The sequence below is a fragment of the Marinomonas posidonica IVIA-Po-181 genome, from assembly GCF_000214215.1.
Classification (GTDB): Bacteria; Pseudomonadota; Gammaproteobacteria; order Pseudomonadales; family Marinomonadaceae; genus Marinomonas; species Marinomonas posidonica.
The window spans coordinates 2,250,788-2,268,403 of the sequence record NC_015559.1 but is presented as its reverse complement, the minus strand read 5'-3'; the positions used below and the strand labels follow the sequence as shown (position 1 = coordinate 2,268,403).

Annotated in this window: 17 protein-coding genes; 12 read left to right on the top strand and 5 right to left on the bottom strand. The window is 43.7% G+C overall.

Going from position 1 to position 17,616, the window contains the following annotated elements; all coding sequences use genetic code 11:
- Positions 1-15: 15 nt before the first annotated feature.
- Positions 16-1,002, bottom strand: coding sequence for an AAA family ATPase (locus MAR181_RS10615; protein ID WP_281003451.1), 987 nt, complete (start codon positions 1,000-1,002; stop codon positions 16-18).
- Between the two features lie 111 nt (positions 1,003-1,113).
- Between MAR181_RS10615 and MAR181_RS10610 the strand changes: the two genes are divergently transcribed.
- The 5 genes from MAR181_RS10610 (at position 1,114) to MAR181_RS10590 (ending at position 6,087) form a co-directional block, all read left to right on the top strand.
- Complete coding sequence (locus MAR181_RS10610) at positions 1,114-1,335, top strand: DUF2835 family protein (protein WP_013796588.1); 222 nt, start codon at positions 1,114-1,116, stop codon at positions 1,333-1,335.
- A 39-nt stretch (positions 1,336-1,374) separates the two neighbouring features.
- A complete protein-coding gene (locus MAR181_RS10605; protein ID WP_013796587.1) occupies positions 1,375-2,415 on the top strand; it encodes a quinone-dependent dihydroorotate dehydrogenase in 1,041 nt (346 codons plus the stop codon).
- 125 nt (positions 2,416-2,540) lie between these two features.
- On the top strand, positions 2,541-4,709 hold the full coding sequence (gene rlmKL, locus MAR181_RS10600; protein WP_013796586.1) for a bifunctional 23S rRNA (guanine(2069)-N(7))-methyltransferase RlmK/23S rRNA (guanine(2445)-N(2))-methyltransferase RlmL: 2,169 nt from the start codon (positions 2,541-2,543) through the stop codon (positions 4,707-4,709).
- 92 nt (positions 4,710-4,801) lie between these two features.
- Positions 4,802-5,659 carry a formyltetrahydrofolate deformylase gene (purU, locus tag MAR181_RS10595; protein ID WP_013796585.1) on the top strand — a complete coding sequence of 286 codons (858 nt, stop codon included), beginning with the start codon at positions 4,802-4,804 and terminating at the stop codon, positions 5,657-5,659.
- A gap of 164 nt (positions 5,660-5,823) precedes the next feature.
- The gene (locus MAR181_RS10590) at positions 5,824-6,087 is read left to right on the top strand and encodes a formyltetrahydrofolate deformylase (RefSeq protein WP_245546151.1); all 264 of its coding nucleotides are present in this window, start codon (positions 5,824-5,826) and stop codon (positions 6,085-6,087) included.
- A 77-nt stretch (positions 6,088-6,164) separates the two neighbouring features.
- Here MAR181_RS10590 and MAR181_RS10585 read toward each other — a convergent pair whose 3' ends face one another.
- On the bottom strand, positions 6,165-7,235 hold the full coding sequence (locus MAR181_RS10585) for a DUF3549 family protein (protein WP_013796583.1): 1,071 nt from the start codon (positions 7,233-7,235) through the stop codon (positions 6,165-6,167).
- A 98-nt stretch (positions 7,236-7,333) separates the two neighbouring features.
- Between MAR181_RS10585 and MAR181_RS10580 the strand changes: the two genes are divergently transcribed.
- From MAR181_RS10580 to can, 5 genes are all read left to right on the top strand, one after another.
- The gene (locus MAR181_RS10580; RefSeq protein WP_013796582.1) at positions 7,334-7,672 is read left to right on the top strand and encodes a YqcC family protein; all 339 of its coding nucleotides are present in this window, start codon (positions 7,334-7,336) and stop codon (positions 7,670-7,672) included.
- 12 nt (positions 7,673-7,684) lie between these two features.
- Positions 7,685-8,533, top strand: a complete 849-nt coding sequence (locus tag MAR181_RS10575) for a DUF1853 family protein (protein WP_013796581.1) — start codon at positions 7,685-7,687, stop codon at positions 8,531-8,533.
- Positions 8,534-8,593: 60 nt separating this feature from the next.
- On the top strand, positions 8,594-10,609 hold the full coding sequence (locus tag MAR181_RS10570; RefSeq protein ID WP_013796580.1) for a putative bifunctional diguanylate cyclase/phosphodiesterase: 2,016 nt from the start codon (positions 8,594-8,596) through the stop codon (positions 10,607-10,609).
- 92 nt (positions 10,610-10,701) lie between these two features.
- Positions 10,702-11,550 (top strand): putative RNA methyltransferase, encoded by an 849-nt coding sequence (locus MAR181_RS10565; RefSeq protein ID WP_013796579.1) that lies wholly within the window; start codon positions 10,702-10,704, stop codon positions 11,548-11,550.
- Between the two features lie 3 nt (positions 11,551-11,553).
- A complete protein-coding gene (gene can / locus MAR181_RS10560) occupies positions 11,554-12,189 on the top strand; it encodes a carbonate dehydratase (RefSeq protein WP_013796578.1) in 636 nt (211 codons plus the stop codon).
- 101 nt (positions 12,190-12,290) lie between these two features.
- On the opposite strand, the gene MAR181_RS10555 is transcribed toward can, so the two are convergent.
- The gene (locus MAR181_RS10555; protein WP_013796577.1) at positions 12,291-13,244 is read right to left on the bottom strand and encodes a LysR family transcriptional regulator; all 954 of its coding nucleotides are present in this window, start codon (positions 13,242-13,244) and stop codon (positions 12,291-12,293) included.
- A 101-nt stretch (positions 13,245-13,345) separates the two neighbouring features.
- Positions 13,346-14,536, bottom strand: a complete 1,191-nt coding sequence (locus tag MAR181_RS10550) for an AGE family epimerase/isomerase (protein WP_013796576.1) — start codon at positions 14,534-14,536, stop codon at positions 13,346-13,348.
- Between the two features lie 151 nt (positions 14,537-14,687).
- Between MAR181_RS10550 and MAR181_RS10545 the strand changes: the two genes are divergently transcribed.
- Both MAR181_RS10545 and MAR181_RS10540 read left to right on the top strand, forming a co-directional pair.
- Positions 14,688-15,887, top strand: a complete 1,200-nt coding sequence (locus tag MAR181_RS10545; RefSeq protein WP_013796575.1) for an ROK family transcriptional regulator — start codon at positions 14,688-14,690, stop codon at positions 15,885-15,887.
- A gap of 43 nt (positions 15,888-15,930) precedes the next feature.
- A complete protein-coding gene (locus MAR181_RS10540; RefSeq protein WP_245546150.1) occupies positions 15,931-17,388 on the top strand; it encodes a TyrR/PhhR family helix-turn-helix DNA-binding protein in 1,458 nt (485 codons plus the stop codon).
- A gap of 65 nt (positions 17,389-17,453) precedes the next feature.
- Here the strand turns inward: MAR181_RS10540 and MAR181_RS18480 are convergent, their stop codons facing one another.
- Positions 17,454-17,612 carry a hypothetical protein gene (locus tag MAR181_RS18480; RefSeq protein WP_013796573.1) on the bottom strand — a complete coding sequence of 53 codons (159 nt, stop codon included), beginning with the start codon at positions 17,610-17,612 and terminating at the stop codon, positions 17,454-17,456.
- Between the last annotated feature and the right edge of the window lie 4 nt (positions 17,613-17,616).

Sequence of the window (17,616 nt, the reverse complement as noted above, 5' to 3'; positions counted from 1 at the left end):
TTTAAACTGGATTAATCATAGGGCTGGTACATGGCTAATAAGGCGATTCAGTAAATCGTCTGTCGAAAGGCCAGAGGCTTGGGCTTCAAATGACGTAATAATTCGATGTCTGAGGACTGGCAAGGCCACTTGTCGAACATCGTCAGGCGTCACGAAATCCCGACCATTAAGCAGTGCGTTGGCGCGAGCGCAACGATCTAATGCCAATGTTCCTCGTGGACTGGCACCAAATTCGATCAATTTCAAGTCTTGAGCCTGTTGTCTAAGATACAGCTCTGGTTGGCGTGTCGCCACCACTAACTGAACAATGTATTGCTCAACACTTTCAGACATGTATAAACCAAGTGCTTGCTGTTGTAAGGCTAATATCTGTTCGGGATGACAGAGTGCTTGAGGTCTGTCGGTAGTGGTTTTGTGTAAGTCTTGTTGACGAACAAGACGTAATACTTCTAATTCACTGCTGGCGCTCGGATAGCTGAGGTTGATTTTCATCATAAAGCGATCGAGTTGAGCTTCAGGAAGAGGGTAGGTACCTTCTTGCTCAATTGGATTCTGCGTGGCGATGACAAAAAACAAAGCGGGTAGTGAGTAGCTTTGATTGCCAACCGTGACTTGTTTCTCTCCCATGGCTTCCAATAATGCGGATTGTACTTTTGCGGGGGCGCGGTTGATTTCATCCGCTAACACTATGTCATTCATTATCGGTCCAGCAACAAAACTAAACTGTCCGGTTTCTTGCTGGTAAATGTCGGAGCCCGTTATGTCTCCAGGTAGCAGATCTGGTGTGAACTGAATGCGTTGGAAGCGACTGTCTATGGTATTGGCCAACGCCTTGGCTGCCGTTGTTTTGGCAATGCCTGGTGGGCCCTCTAAAAGAACGTGGCCATTGGCGATGAGAGCGACCAATAATTCGTGCGTTAATTCTTCCTGACCAATAATGGCTTGATTGAGGTGGTCTTTTAATTGCTCAACAAGAGTTACCATCGAATTGAGATTCCTTATACTTCTATCAAAAAGGGTGTGAAGGCCATATAATAGTGTCCATCTTATCGGATTCAAATCTTTACGCACAGAGTGAACTTTGTAAGGGTAATGTAAGCGCAGGACGAAATAATGGCGAAACTTGTATTAAATGTGGCATTGCCTGCGTTTAAGTATAAAGCTATGTATGCTGGTGCGGCAAAGAATTTGGTGGCAAGCAGCTTAGATGGACGTAAAGTACAATTACCTTTGTCGGCCTTTCAATCTTTTGTTACCCATCAAGGCATTTATGGTCTGTTTGAAGTCGAATTTGATAATAGGAATAAATTGCTGGGTGTGACTAAACTGAGATGACACCCAGCATTGCAGATGATCCCATTCAGGAGCTTTTTTATGTATCAGTTTGCCCGCTCGCTATTGTTTAAATTAGACCCAGAAGTGTCTCATGAGCTGTCTTTGGATTTGCTTGCAGCGAGTAGTCGATTGGGCTTGAATAAGTTCTTTGCCAGCTTACCCTCCACGAAACCGGTGGATGTGATGGGCTTACGCTTTCCAAACGCCGTTGGGTTAGCAGCAGGCTTAGATAAGAATGCGGATGCGTTTGAGGCACTTGGTGCGTGCGGGTTTGGTTTTGTGGAAGTCGGAACAGTGACGCCGAAAGGCCAAGCAGGCAACCCAAAACCGCGTTTATTTCGATTGCCTGAACACGATGCCATTATTAACCGCATGGGGTTTAACAATAAGGGTGTCGATCATCTGGTTTCGCGTATTCAAAAGCATCGTTACCCTGGTATGTTAGGGGTGAATATCGGCAAGAATCTCAGTACTTCGGTTGACGATGCGGCCGCCGATTATCTTGCTTGCTTGGAAGCGGTGATACCTTATGCGGATTATATTACGGCGAACATCAGTTCTCCGAATACGCCAGGTCTGCGTAGTTTGCAATTTGGTGAGAGTCTTGCTGAATTGATCTCTCCTTTGGTGGAAGCGCGAGATCGCTATCAAGATGAGAATGGCAAACGCGTTCCGTTGGCGGTAAAAATCGCGCCAGATATGTCGGACGATGAAATTAAACTGGTTGCCGATACCTTGGTTGAACAACAAGTTGACGGCATCATTGCAACCAATACAACCTTGTCGCGTGATGCTGTAAGCGGACATCGTTTTGCTGAAGAGGCGGGTGGTTTGAGCGGTGCTCCAGTACGCGATGCCTCTACTCATGTGGTGCGAGTGTTGGCTGAACACCTGAAAGATACTCTGCCTATTATTGGTGTTGGTGGTATTTCAAGTGGTGCGGATGCCGTTGAGAAGTTGCAAGCGGGGGCCCGATTAGTACAAATGTATTCTGGCTTTATTTATCGTGGACCTGAATTGGTTAAAGAGGCCATTGCTAGTACAGATGCTTATTATCGAGAGCGAGATTTGAATAACTGATTGACCAAACATAATTCAGCATGAGTGGCGAAAGTGTTGCCCTTATGCCAAGGCGGGATTTGATCCCGCCTTTCTTATTTATGGCTTGACCATATTGTCATGACACTGAACAAAAGTATTGATTAATGAACCCAAACACAGAAGTACCAGAACAAGCTATGTACGCACTAGAAATAACCTGTCCGATAGGCATGGAAAATGTTCTTGAAAAAGAGCTGCACGCTGAAGGCTTAACACAAACTCGCTTAGGTGAAGCGCAAGTTAAACTGACAACGGACTTGGAAGGCATCTACAAAGCGTGTCTTTGGTCCCGTGTTGGGACTCGCGTTATGTTGCCCATCGCCCAATTTAAAATGGAATCAGCGGACGATTTGTATAATGGGGTAAAGGTGATTGATTGGTCGCAGCATTTGTTGGTCAGTAATACCATTGCGATTGATTGTCATGGCACTAACCATCACATTCGTAACACTCAGTTTGGTGCTGTGAGAACAAAAGATGCCATTGCGGACTACTTTGTCGCTCAAACAGGGGAGCGTCCAAGTGTTGAGAAGAATCAACCTGATGTCCGCATTGCGGTGCGTATTAAACGCGATGTCGTCACGGTAAGCATTGATTTGTCAGGCGAGAGTATGCATCGACGCAGTTATCGTCAGCAAGGGGCAATGGCACCATTAAAAGAAAACTTAGCCGCGGGTTTGCTACTCAGGGCGGGCTGGGGCGTTGACTCAGACCTGAAGCAGCTAATTGATCCCATGTGTGGTTCGGGCACATTTTTGGTTGAGGCGGCATTGATGTCATTGGATATCGCGCCTGGCTTGCGTCGTCAATACTGGGGATTTAAGGGATGGAAGCAGCACGACCATCGTTTGTGGCAGCAGTTAAATGACTTTGCTAAAAATCGTAAAAAAGATCCTGAAAGTTTAGGTATTCGTTTTCAGGGGACAGACCGAGAGCAAAAAGCCATTGCCGCCGCACGAGAAAACATCAAACGAGCGGGTTTGACTGGCATTATTGATGTGAGTATGTCGCCATTCCAGGAACATGAATTCATTGTTGAAGAAGCGCAACCTGGCTTGGTGATTACGAACCCTCCTTATGGTGAGCGTTTGGGGGATGAAATGGCATTGATTGCCTTATATCGTCAACTGGGTGAATGGGTCGTGAAGCATGCTCATGGCTGGCCATTTATGATGCTAACCAGTAATGATCATCTGGCTCGTCAGATTCCTGTTCGTCCGGAAAAAAGTACACGGGTTATTAATGGTGGTATTGAGTGTCGCGCTTATCAATTTCCAGTGACGGATGCCAATATTAAAGCGGACGCGGTGGCTCAATCTGTGATGACACCAGGCGCGCAAATGGTGGCGAACCGTTTGCAAAAAAACCTGAAGAAAATGAAAAAATGGGCGGACAAAAACAAGATTCAATGTTTTCGAGTGTACGATGCAGATATGCCTGAGTATGCCGTTGCTATTGACTTGTATAACGACTGGGCTCATGTACAAGAATACCAAGCGCCAAAAAGTGTTGACCCAGAAAAGGCTAAGCAACGCTTATTCGAAGTGGTGTCCGCGATCCCGAACGCATTGAACATAGCGGAATCGAACGTGGTGGTAAAACATCGTCAGCGTCAGGCGGGTAAAGGCCAGTATGAAAAGCTGGATCAATCACAACATGAAATGATTGTAGAAGAATACGGTTGTGACTTTATTGTGAATCTCAAAGATTATTTAGACACTGGGTTGTTTTTAGACCATCGACCGGTTCGTAAATTGATTCAACAGAAAGCCGATGGTGTGCGTTTCTTAAATCTATTTTGTTATACCGCTTCGGCGTCTGTTCATGCTGGTCAAGGTGGTGCCTTGACGACGTTAAGTGTTGATATGTCAAACACCTATACAGACTGGGCACGTCGTAATATCGAGCTAAATGAATTTTCAGAGCGAGATCACGCTGTGGTGCGAGCAGATTGTTTTGAGTGGTTAAAGCAGAGTCGTGACGAATTCGATTTGATTTTTATGGACCCACCAACATTTTCTAACTCAAAGAAAATGGCGGATGTGCTAGATATTCAGCGGGATCATGGCGATTTGGTTAGGTTGGCAATGGCCAGACTGGCGACTACAGGCGAGCTTATTTTCTCCAATAATTACCGCCGTTTTCGTTTGGATGAGGACCTCATGAGTGAATTTGACGTACAGGACATTACACGTTCTACATTGGATCCGGATTTTGAGCGTAATAATAAGATTCACCAGTGCTATCTTATTAAACATAAATCTGTGCCTTAAGCGTTGGATCCAGTATAATTTCCTAAAAATTAATTTGGGTTACTTGTAAGTTGTTTAACTTACTGATTTTAAAAGGTTTATAAGTTTCTAGTATGAGAAAAACATTTCGTCTTGTGATTAGTTGTCCCGACCGAGTGGGGATTGTAGCGGCCGTGAGTCAATTCTTAAACGAACGCTCTGGTTCGATTATTGAAGCGAGTCACCACACAGACTTAGAGCAAAAATGGTTTTTCATGCGTCATGATGTTGACGCAGAGAGCCTTTCAATTGATGTCGAGACTTTCCGCGAGGAATTCGCCCCAATTGCTGAAGAATACAACATGCGCTGGTATGTTAAAGACAGTGAAGACCGTCCAAAAGTCATTTTGATGGCAACAAAAGAGTCTCATTGTTTAAATGACATCATGCATCGTTGGCACACAGGTGAACTGAATTGTGAGATCGTCGGGGTTATTGCCAATCACGAAGATCTTCGCTCTATGGTGGAATGGTATAATGTGCCTTATTTTTGCATTTCAGTACCGAAAGAAAACAAGATGCCGGCGTTCCAAGAAATTGAAGCACGTATCGATGAGACAGGTGCGGATACGATTGTATTGGCTCGTTATATGCAGATTTTTCCAGAGTATTTATGTGAGAAATACAAGCATCGAGTCATTAATATTCACCACAGTTTCTTACCATCCTTTATCGGTGCTAAACCTTATCATCAGGCGGCCGTACGAGGAGTGAAATTGATTGGTGCGACATGTCATTATGTCACTGCGGATTTGGATGCGGGTCCAATCATTGAACAGGATGTCATTCGAGTTCGTCATAGTCATTCTGCAGAAGACATGGTGAGGCTGGGTAAAGACATTGAAAAGTTGGTTCTGTCTCGAGGTTTGCGTTACCACTTAGAAGACAGAGTATTAGTGCATGGCAATAAGACGGTAGTCTTTGCTGATTAGATCGCTAAAAGCTTGATGAAAAAGGGAAGACTTTGTTAAAAGTCTTCCCTTTTTTTTATGTTTTTTATCTTTTTGTAATATTAAGTTAGTTGAAATTTCGTTTTCCAAAAAAACGTCTATAGTTACTTTTAAGGGTCATTTAACGAGACGGCAATGAGAGGGAAATGATGAAGCTCAAGTTAACGCCAACTCAAAATTTATGTGTTGGATTTTTAGAGTCCGGGTTTAAATTGGTCCAGATGGGGGAGCAATATTACTTTGTGAAGGGAGAGAGAAGGCAAAAAGTGCTTCCCAAAACGTTAGATGCTTTAGTCAACCGAGGTGCATTATCTTACACAGATCAAGGTGATTACATTTTAAGTGCAGAATTTGTAGCCCATCGTAAACGTATGAGAGAAACCAACGAAGTTGTTCCTGTTCGTCATTAAGTGGTGTTTCTGCTTGTTTAACCCAAACCTTTCATTTTTGAAAAGTTTGGGTTTTTTTTAGCCTTTTTTAATCGCATTTATTGAATTGAACTGTGAGTTTGAGTAAATAAATGACCGACGGCTTGAGCCAAATTAGGGCTAATGCGTTCACTCCGTAGCAGTTGCCATAATGGTTGTTTGGTTTCTGGATGTTGGCTCAGTTCAGCGGTGACTTGCTTGAAAGCAATATAGCCATCGTCACGATGTGCGAGTTTTTCCATCACAATTCTAAGCAGTTGTGGGTTGGTACTCAGCCAATGAGGGCATTTGGCTGCTAACGCTGCGATCAAGTGAATGTCGTCATCTGTGCAGCTGGCTAAGTCTCCTAACATACCAAACAAAGGTAACAATAATGCATCATTGAATGGTGCTTTAGAAAGGCCACGAACATAGCTGGCTTTTAATAACGCATCTTGTTCAGACGACAGTTTCTCAATCAAATTGTTTTGCAGGTTCTCTGGTAAGTGTTGATGCTCTAAGGCATGACAAAGAGCAGAAACAAAGGCTGCAGGGGCGTGAGATAATGCTTTTCGTGCTAACTCACAATGTGTTTCATCATCTATTCGAACGGCCATCTCAGCAATGCCCTGTAAGCCAAGGTTCTGCCATTGGTCTTGTTGGGCGGCAATGTCATTTTGCAAATAGCGGATGACATCGTGATAGTAATGGGAGGCCGTTTTATTTAAGTCTCTGGCTAATAGCGCATGAAAGCTTGCCATGCGTTCTTGATCTGGCTTAAAGGCATAAGGACTATCTTCTAGGGCTTCGGATAAACCTTGTTGCTCGCCCTTGTGTAGAATTTTATCAACGATGGTTTTGATAAAGTGGTCGCGAGTCCCTAAATTCAATGTGCCAGCTTCATCCAGTGGTAACTTCAAAAACCAAATAACGCCTTCGTTAAGGATGTCATCTTTTGTGGCGTTTTTGTCTTTTAATAGGCAAGCTAACCATGCGTGTTGGCGAAAAGGGTAAGGATAAGCCTGTTGCTTACGATCAAATTGGATGGCTTGTTGCGGTGTGATTTTATGAAGGCAACGTCCAAGATCGTAGTAGGTCACATCACAACCGACCATATCAAATAAGTCGCCAAGGGATTCAATTTTATTCATGCTAAATATTTGCTCAAGTGGCCGATAAACTACCCAATGTGTTTTTATCGGTGATAAACAGAAAACCTATTTTACCGTTTTTATAAGGAGAAATCAGGTTGAATCAAACCTTTTCTGGTCATCATACTCTGGCGGATCTTTTAATTGCTCTGCAAATCAGCTTACAAGACAGTGGGCTATGGGAGTGTGAGCAACCCAATCACGAAGCGTTGCAAAGTCAGCAACCCTTTTGCATTGATACTATGTCGTTTGAACAGTGGCTTCGATATGTGATGATTGAAAAGTTTAAAGATCTGCTACAAAGTGGTTCAGCTTTGCCCAATCGTTGTCATATTTCGCCCATGGCGGAAGAGGCTTTTAAAGGGGATGACAGTGTCGATTTATCTCGCATAATCGAATGTTTGGATCAAATCGATCAACATTTGAGCGGCCAGTAAAGGATGATGTCGTTGAATGTCGAGCAAGTGTTAGAGGACTTGGAGTGGCTGGTAACAGGGCATTATATTCTTGCTGATTTTCAGTTGGCTTCATACTGGCGAACCGATTGGAAGGAAAAGCTTGCCTTGCTCAAGCAAAATCCAACCCCGTTGATGGCAAAGCTTGAGCAAACCAAATCCCATTTCTTAGGCAGCTATTTTGAAACCCTATTCAGTTTTGCTGTTTCTGAGTTGTCTATATTGAGTATCAAACGTGAGCATTTTCAAATAACTCGCCAAGGTCAGACATTAGGTGAAGTGGATATGCTTGTCGCCTTGCCTGACGGGCAACTGCAACAATTTGAAGTGGCCATTAAGTTCTATCTGCACAGAGCTGATTTGGCACCCAATGACTGGATTGGACCAAATAAGAATGATAGTTTGGTTAAAAAGGTCACTCGAGCAAGGCAGCATCAGCTGCAAATTCTGAAGACAAAAGAAGGTGCGGACAGTGTTCGAGATTTGTCTCACGATAATGATATTGCGGCCAGTTTACTTGTATTTGGTCGTCTGTATAGAGCGCTTCGCACAGCATCCGATTTGCATGAGTGGCTGTCTGAAGAAAGTGGGGCATGGATCCGAGCTGGTGATATTTTATGGTTAAGGAAATACTTTTCGCACTTTATTATTTTGGAAAAACCACATTGGATGGCTTTTCCGTGTTTTAAGGAGGATTTTACTTTCTTTTCTCCTGAAACTGCATACAATCTTGTAAGCAATTTCCTACATGATGATCGCCCTTTGCATCTCTGTCTGAATTCTACTTTAGCGGAGATGGAAGGGGTAAAAAAACATGTTTTTGTGGTTCCCGATACGTGGTAAAACGGCTCATCTAGCCTAGTTAAAGTCGCTGTAGCATCTGATGTATTTGAGTAGTATTAAATGACTGACTTAGAAGAAATTCTCCAAAATAAAATGCCGTCGGCGGCATGGGTTATTGATGTCGAACACTCGACAATACCTATGTTGAATCAGGCGGCAGAAAGTTTACTGGTGAATTCATTGGGTCCAATACAGTCTGGTCAGCGTCAAATCCCACTTCCGTTAAAACAGAAATGGCAAAGCCGATTGGCCAGTTGTAACAAAGGTCAGAGTTTTTCATGTCGATGGCCTTTTTCATCCAATCTAGAACAAAGTCATCAGTGCGTCGGTCGTGCAGTTCAGTTACCAGATGGCCGCTATGGCATGTTGCTTGAGGTAAGATTAGAAAAGGTTACTCAACCTCCTTCACTTGTTCTAGAAACAGACACGAGTTTGTTGCAACAGTTCAAAACCTTATCTTTTGCTATCTTTTCCCTTGATGGTCAATTTATCAACGCCAGTGATTCCTTTATTAACCATTTTGGTGAAGTAAGCCACATTAATTATCTGTTTGCCGTGTCTTCTGCGGCAAAAAGTTTTATGTCTCGTGTTAACGGTTTGTCGAATCTATCGCAAGAGATTATGTTGTCGACGGTAAATGGCGTTCGTTGGCATAGAATTGAGGCCAGTTTTGATGCCAATTTAGGTCAAATATATTTATTAGCGCATGATATTCAGGAAGAGCGAGATCACGAAGTTGCTTTATATCGGTTAAATAATTACGACAATTTGACCAATTTACCGAATCGAAATTTATTGTACCAACAACTTGAAAGTGCGTTGCAGAATGCTAAAAAGCGCGATCGTCAATTTGGTTTGATGTATCTGGACCTTGATGGATTCAAGGTAGTGAATGATAACTTTGGCCATCGAGTTGGAGATGAGCTCATTCAACGAGTTGCCGAACGCATTAAATCAAGTATTCCTTCCGGTGCTTGTTTATACCGCTTGGGTGGTGATGAATTTGTTGTGGTTTTAGAAAATACGCATGATTTGTCTGAACTTGAGGACATTGCTCAGAGCATTATGAAAAATGCCAGTAACACTTATCCTGTTGCGAAGATGGAAATGATGATCAGCGCCAGTATTGGCATCGCCAGTTACCCACAACATGCTGATGACGTAGATAATTTGCTTAAAAATGCTGATGCCGCTATGTACCGTGCTAAATCCACGGGACATAATTTGTATTTTGTCTACGAAAATCATATGGCCGATAATATTAACGCCCATTTAACCTTGGGTGGCGGTTTGCGTAAGGCGATTGAAAATGAAGAGTTTGAATTACATTATCAACCGAAAGTGGCCTTGCCAGATGAAAATGTCGTGGGTGCAGAGGCGTTAATTCGCTGGAATCATCCTGATTTAGGTATGGTGAGCCCGGCTAAATTCATCCCACTAGCAGAGGAGAGTGGTTTGATTTTGCCTTTGGGGGAGTGGGTCATTCGTCGTGCTTGTCGCCAGTTACAAGAGTGGCGTGAAAAAGGTTATCCTGCGATTTGTTTGTCGGTTAATCTGTCTAGTCGTCAATTTATGCAAGCCGATCTGGTGGATATGGTGCAGGCGATACTGGAAGAAACTGGGGTGGATCCTGCGTATCTGGAATTAGAGTTAACAGAAAGTATGTTGATGACGGACGCCAAGCAATCCATTGAGAAGCTTCATAGTTTTAGAAAGCTGGGATTAACACTTTCCATCGATGATTTTGGTACCGGCTATTCCTCACTGTCTTATCTAAAGAAATTTCCTATTCAAACGCTAAAAATTGACCGTTCTTTTATACATGATATTGGCATCGACAGTGATAATGATGCGATTGTTAAAGCCACTATTGCAATGGCTAAAAGTTTGAATCTTAAAGTCATTGCAGAAGGGGTAGAGCACAGATCACAAGTGAATGCCTTGGGTGGTTATGATTGCCAGGAAGTTCAAGGATATTTGTATTCCAAACCATTACCCAGTGATGATTTTGTGCAATTCATGCAAAAGCAAGTGGGGCATGAGTCTTTTGCTCTTGTTGAAACGGGCTCATTATAAATTGCAATTATTCGTCAATTTCTGAATGATTACTTGCGACCCTATCAGGAACCTTTTAACCTAGGCGCCAGATTGTAATTGACGGATTAACTGTGCCTTCCCTCGAAAATTTATCTTGTCCTATTGATGATGCTGATCTTCAACTTGAAGGTCGGAGTTTAAGATGTCCTAATGGCCATTGTTTTGATTTAGCCAAAACAGGTTATGTGAATTTACTACCAGTGCAAAACAAGCGCTCGAAAGACCCTGGTGACAGCAAAGAAATGGTATTGTCACGTCAAACTTTTCTTAATCAACAGCACTACTATCCGATTGTTGAGGCGATATTAGCGTCTTGGCCGAATCCCCAAACTTCTTCAGCTGTTCGTATTTTGGATGCGGGTTGTGGTGAAGGGTATTATTTATCACACCTTGGTGAAGCGCTCGAAAAACACAATATTGAGGTCGATCGAGTTGGTTTGGATATATCCAAATGGGCCATAATGTCAGCCAGTAAGCGTGATAAAAACATCAGCTGGATTGTCGGTAGTAATGCCAGTTTGCCTGTGCCTGACGAACGCTTTGATGTGATTTTATGTTTGTTCGGCTTTCCTGTTTTTGAGGAGTTTTCACGCGCATTAGACGACTCTGGCAGCTTGCTTTTAGTCGAATCTGGACCGCGTCATTTGATTGAATTGCGAGAGGTTCTCTATGATCGCATTCATGATTATAAGCCAACCTATCCAGATGGTATTGCAAGCTTTGAATTGCAGTCAGAAACATCCAAATGCTTTTCATTTGAGTTACACGGCCAAGCACAAATCCAAGATTTATTGAGTATGACGCCACACATTCACAAAGCGTCATATGAGGGTAAGTTGGCCATTCAAAAGATAGAGACGATGACCATTACCGCCGACATTAAGTTACGCTGGTATCGAAAAAAGACGGGAGAGAAGTAGACTATGCCAAAGAAAAAAATAGAAGACCTTTTTAAGAAGAACCGAGATTGGGCAGCTAAAGTATCCGCGGAAGATCCTGATTTTTTTTCGACTCTATCAGAGCAGCAACAACCAGAGTACTTATGGATCGGTTGTGCTGACAGTCGAGTGCCTGCCAATCAGATTGTCGATTTACTGCCGGGTGAGGTGTTTGTTCATCGCAACATTGCTAACGTTGTCGTTCATACAGATTTAAACTGTTTGTCCGTGATTCAGTTTGCCGTCGATGTCCTGAAAGTAAAGCACATTATGGTCGTGGGACATTATGGTTGTGGTGGTATTCAAGCCGCGATGGGAACAGAAGAGCATGGCATGATTGATAATTGGTTGCGTCATATTAAAGACGTTTATCGCCTTCACCGTGAGGAAGTCGATGCCATTGAAGATGAACATCAACGTTTTGATCGCATGTGTGAATTGAACGTTATGGAACAGGTGTCCAATGTGTGCCAAAGCAGCATAGTGCAAAATGCTTGGAAGCAAGGACAAGAATTGCATGTACATGGTTGGTGTTACAGCATTGATAACGGCCATATTACGGATTTGAACGTCTCGGTATCTGATGCCCAGCAAGCAAAAGAAAGTTTAGATAACTTATAATTGGCATGAATAAAAAAGCCTCTGATCCTTTGTTACTAAGGCTCAGAGGCTTTTTATTTTTTTACTGGCGCATGGTGTTTAGCGCAAGCTAGATCCGATATTTATAGATTGTTGCTTTCAGCAATGGCTTTAGCGCAAACCGCAATGCTAGAGCGCAACCAGATATGGCCCGGGTCGTGCTGCAATAGTGGGCTCCAGAGCATTTTTAGCTCGACTGGTTGAATCTCAAAAGGGGGCGGTACAACCACCACATGAGGATTGTCTTTCATTAGACGTGTGGCTAATGAAGGTAAGGTTGCAATTAACCCCAGTTGTTCGGTTGCACGCATAGCGACATTATAATTTCGAGTAAAAAGTCGAATATTACGTTTGAAACCTAGATCCGCTAAAGTGCCATCGACCCAGCCCAGTTTTTGTACTTCTTCAGGCTGAATGCCTACCCCAACACCGAATCCCGTTTTGCTTACCCAAACGTGTGGTGAAGACAAATAGGTTTCTAGACTGAAGTTCTTGGCAATGTCTGAATTGGTTGGAATGAGACAAGAGAATTGGTCGACCCAAACGGATTTTTGATGAAACGACTGAGGTAAGGTGTCAAATCGATTGATAACCAAGTCGACCTTGCCCTTTTCAACATCATGAAAACTGACATCGCTCGGGTTCATCACATCCAGAATGACGTTAGGGGCTTCTTCCTGTAGTTTTTTCATCAGCGGGGGGATGAGTGTGGCTTCTGCATAATCACTGGCCATGATGCGAAATACACGGGAGCTGGATTCGGCCTCAAAGCTTTGACCCAGATGCAATACCTCATCGACTGATTGCAGAATATTTTGCACTCTTGGTTGCAACTGAATGGCTAGAGCGGTTGGCATCATGCCATCGCTGGTTCTAACCAATAGAGGATCATGAAATAAATCTCTGAGTCGTCTTAGTCCATTACTCATGGCAGGTTGTGTGATGCCAAGCTGGTTGGCCGCATGAGTCACGTTTTGTTCTCTTAATAAAGAGTCTAAATAACGAAGTAAATTGAGATCTATTTTGTCTAGCTGCATATGAAGAGGGGGCCGTGTCCACTAACAATGGGGCTGCATCATACTCTATTTCTCGAATGAATAGAATGACTGCCCCATATTCGCTTATGCCAATTTAGGGGTTAGGCTTCTTGGCTTAGTTGTTCAATGACTTCGTAACAAGCGCCCATGGTATGGTAATCGGTTTTTCCGGCAGGGCTTTTACAATCATCAATGGCTTGGTTGTCTTGTGTCAGAATACGGAACCATGCGCCATATTGATGATCAATCATATGCTCCCAGCTGTATTGCCAAAGCTGCTGATACTTGTCCCAATAGTGAGTTTGTTGCGTCATAATGGCGAGCATCGCGGCGGCGGCAAAGGATTCAGCTTGTACCCAGAAGTATTTATCGCCATCACACACCTTTCCTTGTGGGTCATAACCATAGCAAAGACCGCCGTGTTGTTGGTCCCAAGCCTTGTTCCAGGCTTGATTGAACAGGCGTTCAGCGGTTGGGATAAGCCAGTCTTGTGGGCGACGCTGATGAATCAATAGTAACAGCTTAGCCCATTCTGTCTGATGACCTGGCTGAAATCCCCACGGGCGGAATAAATGCTTCGGGTCATCTTGGTTGTATTGCCAATCGACTTGCCAGTCTTGCTGGTAATGCTCCCAGATTTCTCCCTTTGCAAGTCCAGCTTGGCGCACGCAAATGTTATGGGCTAAGGTTTCCGCACGATCTAGGTAATGAATCTCTTGAGTAGCGTCATAAGCGGCAAGCAAGGCTTCACATGAATGCATGTTGGCATTTTGCCCTCGATACGGTGACACAGTTTGCCAATTCGCTGAGATTTCGTCTTTATAAAGCTCGTGATTATCATCCCAGAAATGTTCTTCCATTGTCGCAAAGGTCTCTTCTAACCAAGCTTTTGCTTCCCGGATGCCAGCTTTGTAAGCCATTGAATACGCCAACATGACAAAGGCAAAACCATAACAATGATTGGTCTCGTCTAGGTTATCCTCACCATTGAGCAGCCAGACATAACCGCCATTTTCTCGTAAATGGCGCTGGCGCAAGTAGTGAACACCGTGTCTGGTGGCGTCAAGATAAGCTTGTTGTGGATCGGCAAGATAGGCTTTTGCATAGTTAAAGACAAAGCGAGTGCTGCTAACTAAGTGGCGGGTGTCGACGTCATAAATGTCGCCATTGTCTTTATAGAAATGATAGAAGCCGCCATTAGGGTCGATACAACGAGGGTGATAAAACGCTAAGGTAGATTGGATATGAGACTTGAGAAAGTCGATAGATTGAAAGTTCGCAAGTGCTGGCATGGTATTATCCTTAATGTGGTCGAGATGACCTTGTTATTTTTGTTACGTAATTAGGTGTCAAGTCTATGTTAATAGGTTAGGTTATTAAATCAACTAGATTTAATAAATAGAAGTGGTTAGTTTACAGGCCTCTAAAAAAGGTAAGGTTGAAATGAAGTCGTCAGGCAGTACTTCTGAGCAAAGTCGCATATACAACGAAAGAATCATTTTACAATTGGTTCGACAGTACCCCGAGATTTCCAGAGTGGAAATTGCGAAACGGACTGGATTAAGTGCCCAAACTATTTCTGTGATTACCTCTTCTTTGTTGGAGAGAGAGTTGCTGTGTGTGCTGGGAAAGGTTACTGGGCGTCGCGGGCAACCTTCTATTAAATTAAGCATTAATCAGCAAGGCGCTTATGGTTTAGGGATTAATGTGGACCGTAACCATATTAGTGCTGCCTTATTAGATTTTAGTGGCGCGCAAGTTTTACTGTTGGAGCGAGCCGTATCATTTCCAACTGAATCCTCGGCGAAAAGCATTGCCCAAGATGTTATTGAAGAAGTGAAACAAAAGCTTGGCCATGATTGGTTAAAAGTCAAAGGGATAGGCTTGGCCAAACCGGATTATATGGACTCTTGGCTGGACAGTTTGGTGACTAATTCAGACCAGCGTGGTGATCTAGAAGCCTTGAAAAGTGCATTAGCTTATTGGCAATCCGATGCGTTTGAAGATTGGTTGGCTGACGTTACAGGGTTGCCCTGTTTTTGCCAGAATGATGCCGCAGCGGCGGCAACCAGTGAATTATTATTGGCACCAAAACCACCCTCAAAAGATTTCTTCTATTTGTTTGTTAGTACGGCTTGTGGTGGCAGCTTAGTAGCAAATGGTGAATGCTACTTTGGTGCAAATGGCAAAGCAGGTAGCTTTGGTCTGATTCCAACGGCGACGGGGAAGCATGGCCAATGGGTGTTAGAGGCTTTGTCATTGTCCTCCTTACATCGTTATTTTATGTCGAAAGGCCTTGCTTGGCCTAAACAAGATCACGACTGGTTGTCGTCTTCTTATCGCATTGAGATTGAGCGCTGGGCTAGGGAGGTGGCAGAGGAAGTGAAAACAGCCTTAGTGTCTGTCATTGCTCTGTATGATCCTCAGGTTATATTAATTGGTGGACGCTTGCCTGAAGTGGTCTTAACGCAGCTGATCATGGCGTTACGTCAGGTGGCATCGGCGAATATTGTCTTGCCTCTGCCAGACATACAAATCGCACAAACTGGTTATACTGCTGGCGTGTTAGGTGCTGCGGTATTGCCGTTATATGAAACGTTTGCACCGCAGCAAAACGTATTATTGCTCAGCTCAAAAGGGTAGCGACAGCATGAGGCTAGAAATTCAATGCGAAGATAGAGTGGGGATGATACGGGAAATCCTGGACATTTTTATCCCTCATCAAATCGACATGCGCTTAGTGGAAGCAGACTCTAAACAGCGTTGTATTTATTGTGGTTTCTCTGATATTCCTTTTGCGCAATTGCAGAGTCTGTTGGCTGAAATTCGAAAGTTAGACAGTGTTGAAGATGTTAAAACCATTCGTTTTACACCCTTTGAGCGGGAACATAATGCCCTTTATACCTTATTGGAAAGTCTACCCGATGGGGTGATTGCGGTTGATCTTACTGGTCGCATTACCATGCTGACTGAATTGGCGGCGGATGATTTAGGGGCATCGGTAACTGACTTGATGCATCAGCCATTGCAGCAGTTTATTAAAGGCATTCACTTTTCAAAAAGTGCTTGGGCCAATCCCAAAGCAGGGATGAGCAAACGAATTCGTATTCGCAATAAGACCTTGTTATTAGAGATGCGGCCTTTTTTTGTCGTAGACGATGAAGGGGGCGACATTCCGGCTGGTACGGTGATTTATTTAAAATCCGAGCAACGTTTGGATCGACAAGCAGCCAACCTTAAATTAGTACCGGAAGCGGAAAACCATCTCGAAACTTTTTTTCAGCCGGAAGTGATAAAGAGCGCAGCGATGGCTCATACCTTAAAACAAGCGAAAGCCTTTGCAGAGGTGAATGTACCACTATTTGTACAAGGGGAGGTTGGAACGGGAAAGCGTCATTTAATCGAGGCCTTATTTCAATACTGGCAGAAGCGTCAATCTGATCAGGATGCAGAGCTGGTGGTACGTCATGCGAAAGACATTCAATTGGACGATATTAGAGGTTTGGACAAACATTCCGGTTGGTTCGTAATCGATCAGATTGAATATTTGCTTCCTGAACAACAGTTAAACCTATCAAGTTGGTTGCATCAGCAAACGGATACGGTGACCAGTTTTGACCGTCAAATGCGCTTGGTGACCTTGTCGAGTTTGACGCAAGCGAGCTTGTTGGCTTCGGGCTTGGAGGCATCTTTGTATTTCTCTTTAGCCAAGGTCAGTTTAACCATGCCTACGCTCAGGGAGCGACGAGAAGACCTCGAGGGACTGGTGATGCATTTGTTGCGGAATTTAACAGAGCGCTATCGTAAGCCAATGCCAACCCTTTCGAAGGAAGCCTTGACCAAACTAAGTTTGCATTCATGGAGTGGAAACCTGTCAGAGCTACAAAATGTGTGTTTACAGACTTTGTTGCAAGCAAAAAACAAGACATGGCAGGCGGAAGACATTGAGCTTCCGGAAGACAAGCATCTCTCCCTGACACTGCAAAATGATTCTCTAGAGCAAACGGTGAAGGCTTGGGAGTCGAAATTATTGCAGCAGCTGTATCCGCATTATCCAAGTACCAGACGCTTAGCGAAAGCCGTCGGAATGAGTCACAGCTCAATTGCGAATAAGCTCAAAGAGTATGGTATTCAAGCCAAATAAAAATCCCGCCGACCCAGTGTTGGCACTAGATGAACGGGATTTCAAAAAACAGACAAGTAAATAACTTAGTAAGGACGTTGGCGGCGAACCGGTTGACGCTTTTCTTCGCGTTCAATCTTGATCGGCTGTAACTTGGTTTTTGGCTGAGAGACTGATTTCTGGATATTGGCTACCAAGAAAGCAATAACCGCACAAGCAGCTACGAACAATACAAATTCAAACATGGCA